Genomic DNA, 14518 nt, shown 5'->3' with positions numbered 1-14518 from the left:
GCTCTGCCGGCTCCCCCGAGGGAGCCGGCCACAACCGGTCTTTGGTGTGTTGTCGGCCATGTGGCCGCGCCGGGTCAGGCGGGACGCACGGCCCCCGAGACGGGCATGGTGCTCATCGATACCTTCTCGACGCTCTTGCCGGGGCGGGGCGCGTGGATGACGTCGCCGTCGCCGACGTAGATGCCGATGTGGCTGCCGCCGTAGAAGATCACCAGGTCGCCGGGCTGCAGGTTGCTGGTGGAGACCTTCTGCAGGCCACCCCACTGCGCGTAGCTGGTGCGCGGGATGCTCACGCCCGCGGCGCGCCAGGCGGCCCGGGTGAGGCCGGAGCAGTCGTAGCCGCCGTTTCCGGTGCCACCGTAGGAGTACGGGGTGCCGAGCTGGGCGTGGGCGAAGTTGACCGCGGCTTGGGCGCTGGAGGAGCTGGGTGCCGAGCTGTTCACCGAGGAGGTGACGCTGCGGGCGCTGCTGGTGGCGGCCAGGGCGCGCACGGTGCTGGCGCTGCTGGAACCCAGGGCGTCGAGGGTGCGGGCGGTCGCGCGGCCGGTCACGGTGATGCCCTTGGAGGCCTGGAAGTCCTCCAGGGCACCCTGGGTGATGGTGCCGAAGTAACCCGTGCGGGGAACCTCGAAGCCAGCCCGGGTGAGCTGGGCCTGCAGCTGGCGAATGGCCTCGCTGCGGTTGCCGAAGACGAGCCCGGAGCGGTCGGGTGCCTTGGTGGCCTTGACGGTGCGGGTCTGCTGAGCGGGGGCCGGCTTGGCCGGAGCGCTGTGCGAGCTGCCGCCGTCGTTGCCGCTGGGCGCGAAGGCCTGTGCGGAGGGAGCGGTCGCCATCAGGGAGCCGCCTCCCAGGGCGACGGCTGCGACGGCGGTGCTGGTGCTGATGCGGAACTTCGACATGGTCTTCCTTTGCTGGCGGGGCCTGGGGTGGGAGAGCCCGCCCGGTGGGGTTGGTCTTTCGGTGTCCGTTGCTGTCGCTGGTGCGACGGAGACCGACACTACGTTTCTAAGAAATTCTCACAAATAGCGAAAAGTCCGACCCGGCCAACACCCGTGCTTCCGGCAGTCGGCCAAATGCCTTGTGGGAATGCGATCCCGACGCCATTTCCGGGTGTTGCCGGGTGATGGAATCGCTCATTTCAAGTGAGCGAAGCTGAGGGGTCCTTGGCAAAGCCTGTGGATCAGCTGTAGCGCCAGCCGGTTCGGGAAGGCCACGAGGGGCACCCGATGACGGGTACCCCTCGTGGCATGGATCGCGGGCCCTGCCCGTCAGGGGTCACTTCTGGACGAAGACCGCCACGGTGCGCGCCGGCACGGTGAAGGAGGAGCTCTTCGCATTGAAGGCCGCCTGCTTGACCACCGGGTCGCTGCCCTTGGCCTGCACCGGGCTCAACTGGTAGCCCTGCGCGCCCGGCACCGTCTGCACGACGGCCTTCGGCGTGGTGTTCCAGACCACCACCAGGCCCCTCAGCGCCGGATCGGCGTCACGTCCGACGGTGTCGTCGATGCGCTGCACCAGCACGCCCTGACGCATCTGCGCGGTGCCCTGGACCGGGTAGGAGACCTTGGCCTTGATCTGCTCGGCCGAGCCCAGGCGGAACAGCGGCGTCGAGAAGCGCAGTCGCAACAGGTCGGCAGCCTGTGCCGAGGCCTGCTGCACCTGCGCCTGGCTGGGCTTGTTCTTCGCCTCCGCCAGCAGGGGCTGCATGAAGCCGTACTTGGCCTCGTTGTCAGCAGCCGGCGGGAGGCCCTTGCCGAAGCCGTTGTCGGCGCCCGTCCAGTCGAGCCGGTTGAACCAGTCACCCGAGTTGTAGGAGTTGCGGTCCAGCGACTTGCTGCGCAGCAGGTCGGCACCGGCGTGCCAGAAGGAGGGCGTCTGCGCCAGCGCCGTGGTCGACAGGCTGACGGTGTTCATCCGCACCCGGTCGTCCACCGACGTGGTCGGCGGCATCTTCATGGTGATCGAGTCCCACAGGGTCTCGTTGTCGTGCGCGTCGACATAGGTGATGACCTCACCGGGCTGGCTGGCATAGCCGGCCGGGGCCCCGTTGTAGTCCACCTCGGAACCCTTGACGACCTTGCCCTCGCTGGTGCGCAGTGCGTAGTCGGACAGGTTTCCTGCCAGGCCCAGCGCCACCAGGTCGGTGTCGTGGGCCAGACTCGCCGGGGCCTGCTCGTTGATCGGAGCCCCATTGGGGTCGGTGGCCTCGCCGGAGCCGAAGCCCTGCTTGCGCGGGTCCTCGTCGAAGGGGCCACCGCCGCGCACGGCATCACGCAGGCGGTCGTTGAAGGTGCCGATGTCGGTCCCGCCCAGCTGGCCCTGCTTGGCCTGGGTGAACAGGGCATTGTCGGCCACCTCGCCGAAGTTCCAGCCCTCGCCGTAGAGGTAGATGGCCTTGCCGTCCACCCCGTCGCGGGCCAGCGTCAGCCGGTCGAGGGCGGCGCGGACGTCGGCCATGTTCTGCACCGAGTGGTGGCCCATCAGGTCATAGCGGAAGCCGTCGACCTTGTAGGCCTTGGCCCACAGCACGGTGGAGTCGACCATCAGCTTGCCCATCATGGCGTGCTCGGTGGCGGTGTTCTGGCAGCAGGTGGAGGTCTGGACCGCACCCTTGGCGTCCAGGCGCTGGTAGTAGCCGGGCACCACCTTGTCGAGCACGCTCTTGGCATCCTGCCCGGCCGCCGGGGTGTGGTTGTAGACCTGGTCGAGCACCACGCGCAAGCCGTCGGCGTGCAGGGCACCCACCATGGTGCGGAACTCGGCGACGCGGTGGCCGCCGTCTGCCGCGCTGGCGGTGGAGGCGTAGCTGCCCTCCGGCGCCAGGTAGTGCAGCGGGTCGTAGCCCCAGTTGTAGCCGTCGGCGTCGGCGATCTTCTTCATGCAGGCCTGCTGCTCCTTCGAGTCGGCCGGGTAGGAGTCCAGGTTGCAGGGCGGCGTGGCCTGCTTGGCCTCGTCCTCCTCGATCGTGGCGATGTCGAAGGTGGGCAGCAGGTGCACCGTGTTCAGGCCCGCCTTCGCGAGGCTGCGCAGGTGCTTGGTTCCATCGCCACTGCTGGCGAAGGCCTTGTAGGAGCCGCGGTCGGCGGCCGGCACCGTCTGGTCGCCGATCGAGAAGTCGCGCACGTGCAGCTCGTAGATGGTCGAGTCGACGCTCTGGGCGAGCTTCGGCGAGGCCGTGCTCGTCCACTGCTGCGGCTTCCACTTCTTGCTGGACAGGTCGACGGCCACCGAGCGCGTGGAGTTCAGGGTCAGCGCCACCGAGTAGGGATCGGTCACCAGGTTGGTGACCACCTTCTGCTCCGACGGGGCGAAGACCTTCACCTCGTAGAGGTAGCGGACGTTCTCCAAGCTCCGGCTGGTCACGGCCTGCCAGGTGCCCGAGGCATCCTTGGTCATCCGGGTGCGGGTGGCCTTCGACGCGTCCTGGTCGGGCGAACCCGCCGGCCAGGTCAGCAGGGTCACCTGCTGGGCCGTGGGGGCCCAGAGCTGGAAGCTGATCCCGGCACTGGTGAAGGTGGCGCCGAGCGTCTTGTCCTTGGCCTTGGCGGCGTACAGGTCGTCGAGCACCTTGGGGACCTGCACCCCGGTGGCATCCATCACCTGGCCGAGGTCGTGGTACTGGGCGACGGCCACCTGCCCGGTGAGGATCCTGCCGGCCTCGCGCACGGCCCGACGGTCGAGCTGCAGGGCCAGGTAGCCCTTCAGCTCGGGATGGGCCGCGAGCTGCTCGGCGGGGATGCCGGCCGGGTCGAGGGTGAGCTCGGCCTGCTGCGCGTCGGCGCCGGTGAGCGTCTCGGCATCGACGGCCAGGGCGCCGGTGGGCGACCAGTGCAGGCGCCAGTCGAGCGTCGACGGGTCGACGCCGGCGGGCACGGAGCTGGCGGGCCAGGCGATGGTGTCGCGGTCGAGCCAGATGGCCTTGGCGGCCTTCAGGTCGGGGGCGGCACCAGCCTTCGAGGCGCTGACGGTGGTCTTGTGCGTCGCCAGCTCGTAGCTGATCGTCATGACGGTGCCGTCGGTGGGCACGGCCATGGTGATGTTGTTGCCGTCCTTGGCGCCGCCGTCACCGTAGTTCTCGTCCCACGACAGGCCGTGGGCGATCTTGAAGTCGTAGTTGCCGGCCGGGATGGCCGCCGAGCTCCAGGTGTAGGTGCCGTCGCCGTCGGGATCGGTGAGCCACGGCCTCATGCAGTCCGGGGACCAGTCGGCGGCGCAGCCGAGCTTGGCCTGGAAGGAACCGGCCGCGGTGATGATCGGGCCCTCGGCGTCGCTGGTGGCGTAGTGACGGGCATGGTCGTAGTAGAAGGTGACCGTGCCGGGGCTGGTGTAGGTGAGGTTGGAGCCGCCTGCGGCACCGCCGGCGCCGTAGTTCTCGTCCCAGCCCTTGTCGATCGCGGCCTTGTAGGAGTGCTCGGCGGCCGGCACCTGGAAGGTCCCCTTCCACACCTGGTCCTTGGCGTCGAGCGTGAGCTGCGCCTGCTCACAGGCAGGCTGCCAGTCCTCGGAGCATCCCATCTCGGAGTTGTGGCTGCCCGGCACCGAGACGGCATCGGGCTGGGTCACGGGGCCGACGTCGCCGGTGGCAGGGTCGGCAGCCTTCTTCGGGGTGCCCACCTGCGCGTAGGTGCTGGTGGCGGAGACATTGCCCGAGGAGTCCTTCACGACGGCGCGGTACTCCACCAGCTGGCCCTTGGGCAGCGAGGAGGTGTCGGCGAAGACCCGGTAGGGGGCGTTGTCGTCGGTGCCCAGGGCGCGGAAGTCCTGGGTGCCGACCGGACGCCAGGCGAAGCTCACCTGGGCGAAGGTGTTCTCGGGCACCGAGGCGGCCACCTCGGTCCGGCCACCGACGACGGCACCGGCGGTGGGTGCCTTGAACTGGACGGCCGGGGCGGCGTCGCGGCTGGCGAAGGGCTTGACAGCCTTCCAGACGCTCACCGACAGGGCCGGGACCGTGACGCTGACGCGGGTGTCGCGGCCCGACTTCAGCACGGTGCTGGTGCCCAGCAGGGGCTTGTGGGCGACATTGCTGCCGTAGGTCTGGAAGCTGGCCGAGGCCGGCTTCGAGTCATTGTTGACGGCCACGACGTACTCGGTGCCGGTGGCGCGGTCGATCCGGCTGAAGGCGTAGATGCCGGCGCCGGAGCTGGCGAAGCGGTGCACCTGGGCGCCGTCGACCAGTGCCGGATGCGCCTGTCGCAGCGTCGCGAGCTGCTTGATGTGGCGGTAGAGCGGGGCCTGGGTGGAGAAGTGCTCACCGGTGCCGATCGTGCCGCCGCCGATCAGCTCCTCGGCCTGGTACTGCGCGGTCCTCGAGGCGAACATGTCCTGGCGGGAGTCCTTGTCGCCGCCGGCGCCGATGAAGCCCTGCTCATCGCCGTAGTAGGTGATCGGGTTGCCGCGCACCAGGTACATCAGGGAATTGGCCAGCTCGGTGCGGCGCAGCAGCTCGTCACCGGAGTAGCCGGCCTTGGCCAGCATCATGCCGATGCGGCCCATGTCGTGGTTCCCCAGGAAGGTGGGCAGCTGGTAGGCATTCGAGTCGGTGTCGGTGTACCAGTCGTCGCTGGCGAAGAAGTCACGAAGTCCCGTGGTGGCCTTGCCCTGCACAGCATTGACGGCCGCACCCTGGAAACCGAAGTCGAGGGTGGCGGGCAGCCTGCCCTGCGTGGTGTAGGTGCTGGTGAACTTCGGGTCGGAGTCGTAGACCTCGCCGAACATGAAGAAGTCCTTGGTGCCGGCCTGCTGGGCGGCCTTCATGACGGCGGGCGAGAACTCGCTCCAGAAGGGCGTGTTGACGTGCTTGACGGTGTCGATGCGGAAGCCGTCGATGCCGAAGTCTGCCCAGGTGGAGTAGATGTCGGTCATTCCCTTGACCACCTCGGGGCGCTCGGTGAACAGGTCGTCCAGGCCCGAGAAGTCGCCGTAGGTGGCCGACTCGCCGGCATAGGTCGAGTCGCCGCGGTTGTGGTACATCGTCGGGTCGTTGAGCCACGCCGGGACCTTCAGGTCCTCGTCGGCCTCGGCGACCGTCGGGGTGAGCGGGAAGCTGGTGGCGGCATCCAGCGCAGGGAAGTCGGCGCGCCCGGCGTACTCGGCGTCGTCGAAGACGGTGCCGGAGGCGTCCTTGTAGGGGGCCGTCGCCTTGCTCACGTACTCGTACGTGCCCTGCTCGTTGCCGATGACGTCGGCGGTGTGGTTGGTGATGATGTCGAAGTAGACCTTCATCCCCTTGGCATGGGCCTGGTCGATGAGCGCCTTCATGTCGGCATTGGTGCCCAGGTGCGGGTCGATCTGGGTGAAGTCGGTGATCCAGTAGCCGTGGTAGCCGGCCGAGGCATTCTCGCCCTCACCCTGCACCGGACGGTTCTTGAAGGACGGCGTCAGCCAGATGGCCGTGGTGCCCAGGCCCTTGATGTAGTCGAGCTTGCCGATGACGCCCTTCAGGTCGCCGCCGTGGTAGAAGCCCTTGTCAGTGGGGTCGAAGCCGTGCTCCATCCGCCCGCCGGAGATGCCGCCGGTGTCATTGGCGGTGCTGCCGTTGGCGAAGCGGTCGGCCATCAGGAAGTAGAAGTTCTCCTTCGTGGTGGCCGCGCGCAGGGAGTCCTTGGCCAGTGCCCGGTCGGCATCCGAGACGGCGCCGGCCAGCTTCGTGGGGCGCAGGCCCACCTGGTGGGTCTGGTCGTCATAGCTCACCTCCACCTCGGCGGGGCCGTCGAGCACGAGCCTGGCATTGCCGTCGCCCTCGCCATAGGACTCGTCCCAGGAGTGGTTGATGGCGATCTTGTACTCGTGGCTGCCCTTGGGCAGCGTCAGGATGCGGCGGTGGACGGTGCTGCCCGGCTGCTGCTCCAGTTCGGTGGCCTCGCAGTCCAGCTGCCAGTCCTTGGCGCAGCCGAGTTCGTCCTGCAGGCTGCCGACCAGCGTGGCCGTCCGTTCTGCGGCCAGGGCCCTGGGCGGCTGCGCGCCCAGGCCGGCGGTGAGCGCCAGGACGGCTGCGGCCAGCGCACTCGTCCGACGCCAAAGGGTCTTCACCACGGGTTCTACTCCTGTGTCAGGCCGCGCAGGTGGGGGACTGCGCGGTTCCGAGCACCGTCGCCCGGACCACAAACACTAATCGTCAGGTCTGACAAAACAGAAGGTGGGGTCGGGGTGATCTTCTGCGCCTGGTGCAGAAAGCCTGGTGGGGTCATCGCCTGAACCGCCCGACGACCCCCCAGACGGGCCAGTACAAGCTACTTGGCCAACTTCTTCAACGGCAGCGAGGGATCGGCCAGCTGCTCGGCGTCGACGACGATCCCGCGGTCGATGATGCGGCGCGCGGCACGCACCGTCTGGCCACCGTCGATGCAGGCAGCACCCACCATGCGGCCCGTGATGTCCAGGTTGAAGCTGGCCTGCACCACCCCGTCGAGCACCCGCGAGACCAGCTGTCCGCCGGCCAGGTTCCCGACGGCCTCGGCGTGCACGCCGTGACGATCCGACCACATCCACGGCGCCACCGGCTCGGGCACCGGCGCACCGGCCAGCACCGCCGCGAGGCGCTGGCCCGACTGCATCGCCGGCTCCCAGTGGCCGTGGCCGGGCGCGAGGGAGCCGTCGGCACGCACCACGCGCGCGATGTCACCCACCGCGTACAGGTGCGGGACGGAGGTCTGCTGCCGCTCGTCGACCGTGATGCCGCCGTCGACGGCCACCCCGGCCGCCTCGGCCAGCGGCGCCTCGTTCTCGGAGCCGATCGCGACCAGCAGCGTCTCCACCTCGAGCACCTGGTCGCCGGAGAGCTCCACGCGGAAGCCGTCCACGGTGCGCTCCACGGCGTGCGGGACACCGGTGAGGACCGTGATCCCGGCATCGGCGTGCATCTGGTGCAGCCGCTCGGCCAGCGGCCTTCCCCACAAGGGGATGCAGGGCAGCGGCGAGGAGCTCACCAGGGTGACCTCGCAGCCCGCCTCGACCGCGGTGGAGGCCACCTCGGAACCGATCAGGCCGGCGCCGATGATGCCGACGCGACGCCCCTCGACCAGCTCCGCGCGCAGGGCATCGGCCTCGGCCCGGGTCTGCAGGTGGCAGATGCCGTCCAGGTCACCGCCCGGCACGGGCAGGCGACGGGGCAGGCCACCGATCGCCAGCACCACCTCGTCGGCCTCGATCCGCGAACCGTCCTCGAGCACGACGCCCAGGTTCGTCGGGTCCACCTCCGTGACGCGCCCGGTGACCAGTTCGACGGAGTTCTGGTCGAACCAGGACTGCTCGACGAAGGCCAGCTGCTCGGCCGTCGCCCTGCCGCGCAGGTAGTCCTTGCTCAGCGGCGGGCGGTCATAGGGCAGGCCTTGGGGGTCAACCAGCGTGATCGTCGCGTCACTGCCCAGCTTGCGCAGTTCTTGCGCGACGGTGAAACCGGCCAGGCCGCCACCGACGATGATGACGCGCATCAGTCGGCCACCACGGCGCCGTCGACCGGGGTGCCCGGGTACAGCCAGACCTCGTCGCCGCGCAGCTCCACCTTGTGGGTGCGGGCGGGCTTGCTGGCGGGCAGGCACAGGGCGGCGCCGGTGCACAGGCTGAACTTGGCCGAGTGCAGCGGGCACTCAACCTCGTCGCCCTCGATCCACCCGTCGGACAGCTGGGCGTACTCGTGGGTGCAGATGTCATTGAACGCGTAGTACTTGCCGTCGGAGAAGAAGACGGCGATGTCCTCGCCCGTGCCGTTGGTCTCGCCGTCGACGACGATGGCCTCCTCGTCCTCGATGTCTCCTGCGGTGGCGACCTTGATCGGCTCGGGCATTGTTCTCTCCTTCATCGGTGTCCCGGCCTCGGTGCCGGGTGTCCAGTCTTCCAGTGTGACCCCGGTTCGGGGCAGGGCAAGGATGGCGCGATCAGCTGGCGGGCCAGACGATCGTGGTGGCCACCTGTGCCGCGTCGCACGGCATCCAGCGGTCGTAGTGGTGGGCGAAGCGCTGGCGTCGGTAGAACTCACGGGCCACCGGGCCGCGCTGCGGCTCGGCCGGGGTGCGCAGGTTGTCGCCGAGGAAGTCGGCGGTGGCCAGGCGCAGCGCCCAGTGCTGGTCATAGGTCATCTGGCCCGACCACACCTCGAGCAGCAGCAGGTGCCCGGGCAGTTCGACGTTCTCGTGCCAGGCATAGGAGGTGCAGCCCAGCTCGCGACGGGTCTCGGCGATCTCGTCGCGGATCTTGTCGTACATCGCCTCGGTGGCCTGCACCGCATTCTGGATGATGACGCGGACCTCGCCGCGGGCGGGCCAGCTGATCGCGCGGCGCTCCCCGGCCCCCTCGGGGCGCCAGGCGCCGTCGACCAGGGCGAAGCGTTCGCAGCGGTAGAACTCGGTTGCGCCCTCGACCGAGTCGCCGGTGGCCACCAGGCGCCACAGCTCCGGGAACTCGCCGCCCAGCACCTGCTGCCAGAAGGCGTCGTGGGAGTCCTCGTCGCGCCAGGTCATGGTGAGGGCGTGGGAGTCCTCGCCGGCGGCCAGGCTGCGGTACAGCTCGGCCGAGTCGCAGCCGTCCAGGTCGCGCACCTGCGCCAGTTCGGCCAGCAGGAGCTCGGGATCGTCGAGCGTGGGCAGCTCGTGCAGGACGCGGATCATCGCTGTTCCAGCGTGGAGTAGTCGACGGTCCAGTCGGGCGCCATGTACTCGTCCTTGGCGGGGAAGCGGCGCCACACGCCCTCGACGAGGAAGCCCGAGAGCGGCTCGAAGGTGTCGTAGTAGCAGTAGGCCGAGGCGCCGCCGCGCAGGTCGGAGCCCATCACGACGGGGCAGCCCAGGGCAGTCATGTCCTCGGCCACCTGCTCCCACTGGCCCTCGTCGGTGGTGAGGAAGGGGAACATGTGGTGGATGCCGGGGCCGCGCTGGTCGGTGAACTCACGGTTGTAGTGCGAGTCGCCGTACTTGCACTGGATGATCTCGAAGCCGAAGTCGCCGGCGAATCCCTGGGCGGTGAAGTAGCCGTGCTGGACGGGATCCTGGTCGCGGTAGAAGGGCTTGTCGAGACGGCCGAACCCGGTCTGCCAGGTCTTGATGTCGAACTTCTTGATGCCCAGCACGCGGTGGTACCAGTCGAGGGCCTCCATGGTGTCGTCGACGATGACACCGAAGTGGTTGATGCCCTGCATCGGGATGGCGCCGTGGGGGCGCTCGTCGTCCGCGGTGCCGCGCAGGGCGGCGCCGTCGACGGTGCGCTGCTCGCCACCGGTGGCATTGAGCCCGGTGGGGGCATCGCTGCTGGCCGGGAGCACCTCGAGCAGGAATCCGCCCAGCTGGCGCCGGGTGTCGTGGAAGGTGCGGGTGCGGCCGTCGACGACGTGGCGGTGGGCCACCGCGATGCCCTCATTGCGCAGGTGCGCCTCGATGGCCTGCTCGTCGTCCTCGGCGATGACGGTGAGGAAACAGATGCCCTCACCCCGGGAGAGGAGGAATTCGTTGAAGGGGCTCTCGCCACCAGTGGGCTGCACCAGCTCGAAGGGCGTCGGCCGGGGCTGCGCCCCCATCGGGCCGGGGCCTTCGGGGTCGAAGGGCGCGGCTCCGAAGGCCGAGCGGTAGGTGCCGTCACTGCGACGCCCGTGGCTGACCATCTCGGAGAGCTGGCCGGCTCCGCGCTCGTGCACCGCCCACTGGGTGATGCCGAGCAGTCGTGCGTAGTTCTCGACGGCCTTCTCGAGGTCGGCGACGACGACGCCGATGCTGACAAGGGTGGTGATCTTCACGTCTTCTCCCCTCCCGGGGTGTGGGTCTGCGGCTGGAACGGGATCAGTAGAACAGGCTGAGGTTCTTGTTCAGGATCATCGCCATGTCGAACAGCACGCAACGCTCCTTGACCAGGAAGCCCCAGGTGGAGTTCTCGTCCTTGACGATGATGTCGGTGCGCTCGCCGGTCACCGAGTCGTGGTAACGCTGGCCGTTGGAGCGGTAGTCGTAGAAGTTCGACTTCACGATGTACTCGCCCTCGCGCAGCCCCTTGGTGACGCGGATGTTGCTGATGACGTGGCGCGCCCGCGACGGCAGCTCCTCGCCCCAGGCCATGTTGGTGAGCAGGCGGTCGACGCGCTGCTTCATCTGGATCTTGTTCTCCTCGAAGTAGACCGAGGTGCCGAACTTCTTGATCCGGTTCTCACGGCGTTCGCGGGCATAGCGTTCCTCCTGTACCGGGGCCCAGTAGAGGAGGTCGTCGGACAGGAAGTCGAGCCATTTGCCCCACTCCAGGTCGTCGAGCACCTGCACCTCCTCGTAGAGGAAGTGCTCGATGGCGCGCTGGGTCTCGGCGTCGACACCGTCCAGCAGGGCGGCGACGCGGTTGGTCTCGGGCAGTTCGGGCGTCCAGCCCTCCACCTCGGTGTGACGGACGGCGGACTGGTGGATCTTCAGCTCTTCGGGGTCCATGCCGTTGGGCATCGACGTGTCCGGGTTGTTGTTGCTCATGTCTGGCTCCTCGACGTCGTCGGCGTGGTCAGTTGGTGGGTTCGGCAGCCGCGGCTGTGGCCGTAGTCGCTGAAGAACTGGCGTCCGGTGGGGTTCTCGCCGCGCAGGGTGCGGGCGGTGGCATCGGAGGCCTTGTTGAGCACGGTGGCGGCCGAGACGTGGGTGATCTCGGAGTGCTGCATGTCGCTGGTGGGCTGCTCGGCCATGAACTTCCAGTTGTTGGGCAGCACCCAGCGGTTGAAGCTCACCACCTCCATGCCCTCGTCCCAGCGGTCGATGTAGCCGTCCAGGGCGTACTTGGCGCTGCCGAGGTATTCCTCGCGGTCGGGGGCGTCCTTGTCCCAGGTGCCGAACCAGAAGCCCTTGTAGTTGACCAGCTGCGGCACGGCGACGGCGTTGTAGCGGTCGTTGTCGAAGTCGGCGGGGTAGGTGTCGGCCTGGCGCGGGATGTTCTTGAGCTTGCCGTCGAGGTCATAGGACCAGCCGTGGAAGGAGCAGGTGAAGGCCTTGGCCTTGCCCGAGTCGACGCGGCAGATGCGCATGCCGCGGTGGCGGCACTGGTTGAGGAAGGCCTTGACACTGCCGTCCTTCTGGCGCACGACCATCACCGGGTCCTCGCCGATGTAGGTCTGGAAGAAGTCTCCCTTGGAGGGGATCTGGGAGTCGTGGGCGAGGAAGCACCAGGCGCGCTTCCAGACCTTCTCGAGCTCCTGCTGGTAGATGTCCTCGTCGGTGAACATGTCGCCGGCCAGGCGGCCGTTCTCGATGTCGACGAGATCGGTGATGTCGGTCATGGGGACTCCCTTGTCAGCTCTGACGGCGGTTCCTTGAGTAGGTGCTCAACTGTGAGTGATGTCACCGTAGGCGGCACTTGAGGGGGTGCTCAACGGGGTCGTTCCGTCAGGAGGAACAATGGGCGGGCGCGACCTTGCGCGGCACAATGGGGAGGCTGCGGTGGGCAGCCGGATCAGGCGGCATGAAGGGACGGTCATGGACAGGCACCAGCACGGTGGGGGCCCGCCGGATACCCGGGAGCGGATCATCGGGGCTGCTCGTTCGATTGCGCTCGAGCGCGGGTACAAGGGCACCACGCTGGCGATGATCCAGCAGCGCGCCCGGGTGCACCCCGGCTCCTTCTACTGGCACTTCAAGGACAAGGACGCGCTCTTCGCCGCGATGGTGGCCCAGGCCCGCGAGGAGGTGGAATCCACCGTCGCGCACCTCGAGACCGGCACCAATCCGGTGAAGGCGGTGCTGGACCGCATCGTCGAACGACCCGAGCGCTTCGGTCTGTGGCGCTTCAACGTGCAGTTGATGATGGATCAGCAGATGCACGGCTCGGACACCGCCGCGCAGATCCTCGAGCTGCGCGTGCACACCCAGCGTCAGCTCACCGCCGCCTGGCTCGAGCACATCCCGGCGCGCGTGCTGGAGGAACTGCCCGGCCTGCCCGACCGGCTGGCCGACTATCTGCTGGCCACCGTCGAGGGCTGCGTGCTCTCCCGCGTGGCGGGAACCATCCGCGACGAGGAGTCCATCACCGCGATGTCTGCCGCCGTCATGGACCGGATGGTGGCCGGTGCCTGCCAGAGCGTGGGCGAACCGGTGCCCGAGCTCTTCCTCGGCAGCGAGGGATGGGCCGACCGTCTCGTTGCGTCACTCGGAACGCGCGGTTGAGGGCGGGTCGGCGCCGGTCCTAGCGTCGACGTGGCCGGTGCCGGCCGCAGGAGCGACGAAGGAGTTCTCGATGGGATGGCTTGACGAGCAGGTGGTCGTGCTCACCGGTGGTGGATCGGGCCTGGGCCGTGCCCTGGTCGACACCCTGCTGGAGGAGGGCGCCCGCGTCGCCGTCCTGGAGTTCTCCGCCGACAAGGCCACCCAGCTGCGCGAACAGTGCGACGAGCGGGTGCTCGTCGTGCAGGGCGATGCCGGCTCCTACGACGCCAACCGTGAGGTGGTCGCGGCCGCCGTCGACGCCTTTGGCCGGGTGGACTGCTTCATCGCCAATGCCGGTTTGTGGGATGCCAACCGGGGCGTCGAGGCCATGACGCCCGAGCAGATCGAGGTTGGTTTCGACGACATCTTCCGCCTCAACGTGAAGGCGCCGCTGCTGGGCATGAAGGCGGTGGTCGACGAGCTGCGGGCCAGCAAGGGCTCCTTCATGGTCTCGCTGTCGAATTCCGCGCTCTACCCGGGCGGCGGCGGCCCCCTCTACATCGCCTCGAAGCACGCCGGCATGGGCCTGGTGAAGCAGCTGGCCTACGAGCTGGCCCCCGACGTGCGGGTCAACGGCGTGGCGCCCGCGGGCATGGTCACCGACCTGCGCGGGCCCGCATCGATGGGGCTGGAGGGGGCGGTCTTCGCCGACGCCGAGGCCTCCGCGCGTGCGGTGGCGGACAAGTCGGCGCTGCACCGCTGTCCTGACCCCGTTGACTACACCGGCGCCTATGTGCTGCTGGCCTCGCGCCGCTACGGCATCACCACATCGGGCTCGGTGCTGGACGTCGCCAATGGCAAGGGCCTGATCGGCCGGGTGGCCGACGACCTGCTCGCGGCCCGCTGAGACGATTGCCCCCGGGCCGCGGCCGTCCTCACTGCTTGTCGGCCGGGACTCCGGGGTGCAGCCAGACCTCGTCGCCGCGCAACTCGACCTTGTGGGTCTTCACCGCGACGGTGGCCGGCAGGCACAGGGCCGCGCCGGTGCACAGGCTGAAGCGGGCGGCGTGCACGGGGCACTCGACCTCGTCGCCCTCCACCCAGCCCTCGGCGAGCGAGGCGTCCTGGTGGGTGCAGGTGTCGTCGATGGCGTAGTAGGTGCCGTCGGAGAAGAAGACGGCGATGTCCTCGCCGGTGCCGTTGGTGGCGCCGTCGACGACGATGGCGCTCTCGTCCTCGATCTCGCCGACGGCGGCGACCTTGATGGCCTCGGGCATGGGAACCTCCTGGTGGTGGGTGCATCACTGCGCGTGATGGCCTCATCATCACCCCGACAAGGCGGCATGCCAACTCCGCAAGGCTTGTTCGCCCAGCGCCAGATTGCTTTCCCCCTCCCTTTGGGCGTGCTGTGATGGTCGCATGGGACT

Annotated in this window: 11 protein-coding genes; 2 read left to right on the top strand and 9 right to left on the bottom strand. The window is 68.8% G+C overall.

Annotated features, from left to right (window positions below; genetic code table 11):
- Positions 1-74: 74 nt before the first annotated feature.
- The 8 genes from ACHFFZ_RS14835 to ACHFFZ_RS14800 all read right to left on the bottom strand — a co-directional run bounded on the left by ACHFFZ_RS14835 (position 75) and on the right by ACHFFZ_RS14800 (position 12229).
- On the bottom strand, positions 75-899 hold the full coding sequence (locus tag ACHFFZ_RS14835) for a C40 family peptidase (protein ID WP_394277372.1): 825 nt from the start codon (positions 897-899) through the stop codon (positions 75-77).
- 376 nt (positions 900-1275) lie between these two features.
- Positions 1276-7035: a pullulanase-type alpha-1,6-glucosidase gene (gene pulA, locus ACHFFZ_RS14830; protein ID WP_394277371.1), complete on the bottom strand. Its 5760-nt coding sequence runs from the start codon at positions 7033-7035 to the stop codon at positions 1276-1278.
- A 197-nt stretch (positions 7036-7232) separates the two neighbouring features.
- On the bottom strand, positions 7233-8432 hold the full coding sequence (locus ACHFFZ_RS14825; RefSeq protein ID WP_394277370.1) for an NAD(P)/FAD-dependent oxidoreductase: 1200 nt from the start codon (positions 8430-8432) through the stop codon (positions 7233-7235).
- On the bottom strand, positions 8432-8785 hold the full coding sequence (locus ACHFFZ_RS14820) for a non-heme iron oxygenase ferredoxin subunit (RefSeq protein ID WP_394277369.1): 354 nt from the start codon (positions 8783-8785) through the stop codon (positions 8432-8434). Before ACHFFZ_RS14820 ends, ACHFFZ_RS14825 begins: the two co-directional genes overlap by 1 nt.
- Before the next feature lie 91 nt (positions 8786-8876).
- Entirely contained in the window at positions 8877-9605 is a 729-nt protein-coding gene (locus tag ACHFFZ_RS14815; protein ID WP_394277368.1) for a putative quinol monooxygenase, read from the bottom strand.
- Positions 9602-10723, bottom strand: a complete 1122-nt coding sequence (locus ACHFFZ_RS14810) for a VOC family protein (protein WP_394277367.1) — start codon at positions 10721-10723, stop codon at positions 9602-9604. Before ACHFFZ_RS14810 ends, ACHFFZ_RS14815 begins: the two co-directional genes overlap by 4 nt.
- A 43-nt stretch (positions 10724-10766) precedes the next feature.
- Positions 10767-11435 carry an aromatic-ring-hydroxylating dioxygenase subunit beta gene (locus tag ACHFFZ_RS14805; protein WP_394277366.1) on the bottom strand — a complete coding sequence of 223 codons (669 nt, stop codon included), beginning with the start codon at positions 11433-11435 and terminating at the stop codon, positions 10767-10769.
- The gene (locus ACHFFZ_RS14800) at positions 11432-12229 is read right to left on the bottom strand and encodes a Rieske 2Fe-2S domain-containing protein (protein WP_394277365.1); all 798 of its coding nucleotides are present in this window, start codon (positions 12227-12229) and stop codon (positions 11432-11434) included. The genes ACHFFZ_RS14805 and ACHFFZ_RS14800 overlap by 4 nt, the downstream gene beginning before the upstream one ends.
- Positions 12230-12425: 196 nt before the next feature.
- Here ACHFFZ_RS14800 and ACHFFZ_RS14795 point away from each other — a divergent pair, with 196 nt between their 5' ends.
- Together ACHFFZ_RS14795 and ACHFFZ_RS14790 are read left to right on the top strand one after the other, a co-directional pair.
- The gene (locus tag ACHFFZ_RS14795) at positions 12426-13112 is read left to right on the top strand and encodes a TetR/AcrR family transcriptional regulator (RefSeq protein ID WP_394277364.1); all 687 of its coding nucleotides are present in this window, start codon (positions 12426-12428) and stop codon (positions 13110-13112) included.
- A gap of 70 nt (positions 13113-13182) precedes the next feature.
- The gene (locus tag ACHFFZ_RS14790) at positions 13183-13998 is read left to right on the top strand and encodes an SDR family NAD(P)-dependent oxidoreductase (protein WP_394277363.1); all 816 of its coding nucleotides are present in this window, start codon (positions 13183-13185) and stop codon (positions 13996-13998) included.
- A gap of 28 nt (positions 13999-14026) precedes the next feature.
- Here the strand turns inward: ACHFFZ_RS14790 and ACHFFZ_RS14785 are convergent, their stop codons facing one another.
- On the bottom strand, positions 14027-14368 hold the full coding sequence (locus tag ACHFFZ_RS14785) for a bifunctional 3-phenylpropionate/cinnamic acid dioxygenase ferredoxin subunit (RefSeq protein WP_394277362.1): 342 nt from the start codon (positions 14366-14368) through the stop codon (positions 14027-14029).
- Between the last annotated feature and the right edge of the window lie 150 nt (positions 14369-14518).

The sequence above is a fragment of the Luteococcus sp. genome, assembly GCF_043424415.1.
GTDB lineage: Bacteria > Actinomycetota > Actinomycetes > Propionibacteriales > Propionibacteriaceae > Luteococcus.
This window is presented reverse-complemented; position numbering and strand designations above follow the sequence as displayed.

What these genes read in the sequence shown, in the direction of transcription:
- ACHFFZ_RS14835 (WP_394277372.1), bottom strand. Translation starts at nt 899, where the DNA reads ATGTCGAAGTTCCGCATCAGCACCAGCACCGCCGTCGCAGCCGTCGCC.
- ACHFFZ_RS14825 (WP_394277370.1), bottom strand. Translation starts at nt 8,432, where the DNA reads ATGCGCGTCATCATCGTCGGTGGCGGCCTGGCCGGTTTCACCGTCGCG.
- ACHFFZ_RS14820 (WP_394277369.1), bottom strand. Translation starts at nt 8,785, where the DNA reads ATGCCCGAGCCGATCAAGGTCGCCACCGCAGGAGACATCGAGGACGAG.
- ACHFFZ_RS14815 (WP_394277368.1), bottom strand. Translation starts at nt 9,605, where the DNA reads ATGATCCGCGTCCTGCACGAGCTGCCCACGCTCGACGATCCCGAGCTC.
- ACHFFZ_RS14805 (WP_394277366.1), bottom strand. Translation starts at nt 11,435, where the DNA reads ATGAGCAACAACAACCCGGACACGTCGATGCCCAACGGCATGGACCCC.
- ACHFFZ_RS14800 (WP_394277365.1), bottom strand. Translation starts at nt 12,229, where the DNA reads ATGACCGACATCACCGATCTCGTCGACATCGAGAACGGCCGCCTGGCC.
- ACHFFZ_RS14795 (WP_394277364.1), top strand. Translation starts at nt 12,426, where the DNA reads ATGGACAGGCACCAGCACGGTGGGGGCCCGCCGGATACCCGGGAGCGG.
- ACHFFZ_RS14790 (WP_394277363.1), top strand. Translation starts at nt 13,183, where the DNA reads ATGGGATGGCTTGACGAGCAGGTGGTCGTGCTCACCGGTGGTGGATCG.
- ACHFFZ_RS14785 (WP_394277362.1), bottom strand. Translation starts at nt 14,368, where the DNA reads ATGCCCGAGGCCATCAAGGTCGCCGCCGTCGGCGAGATCGAGGACGAG.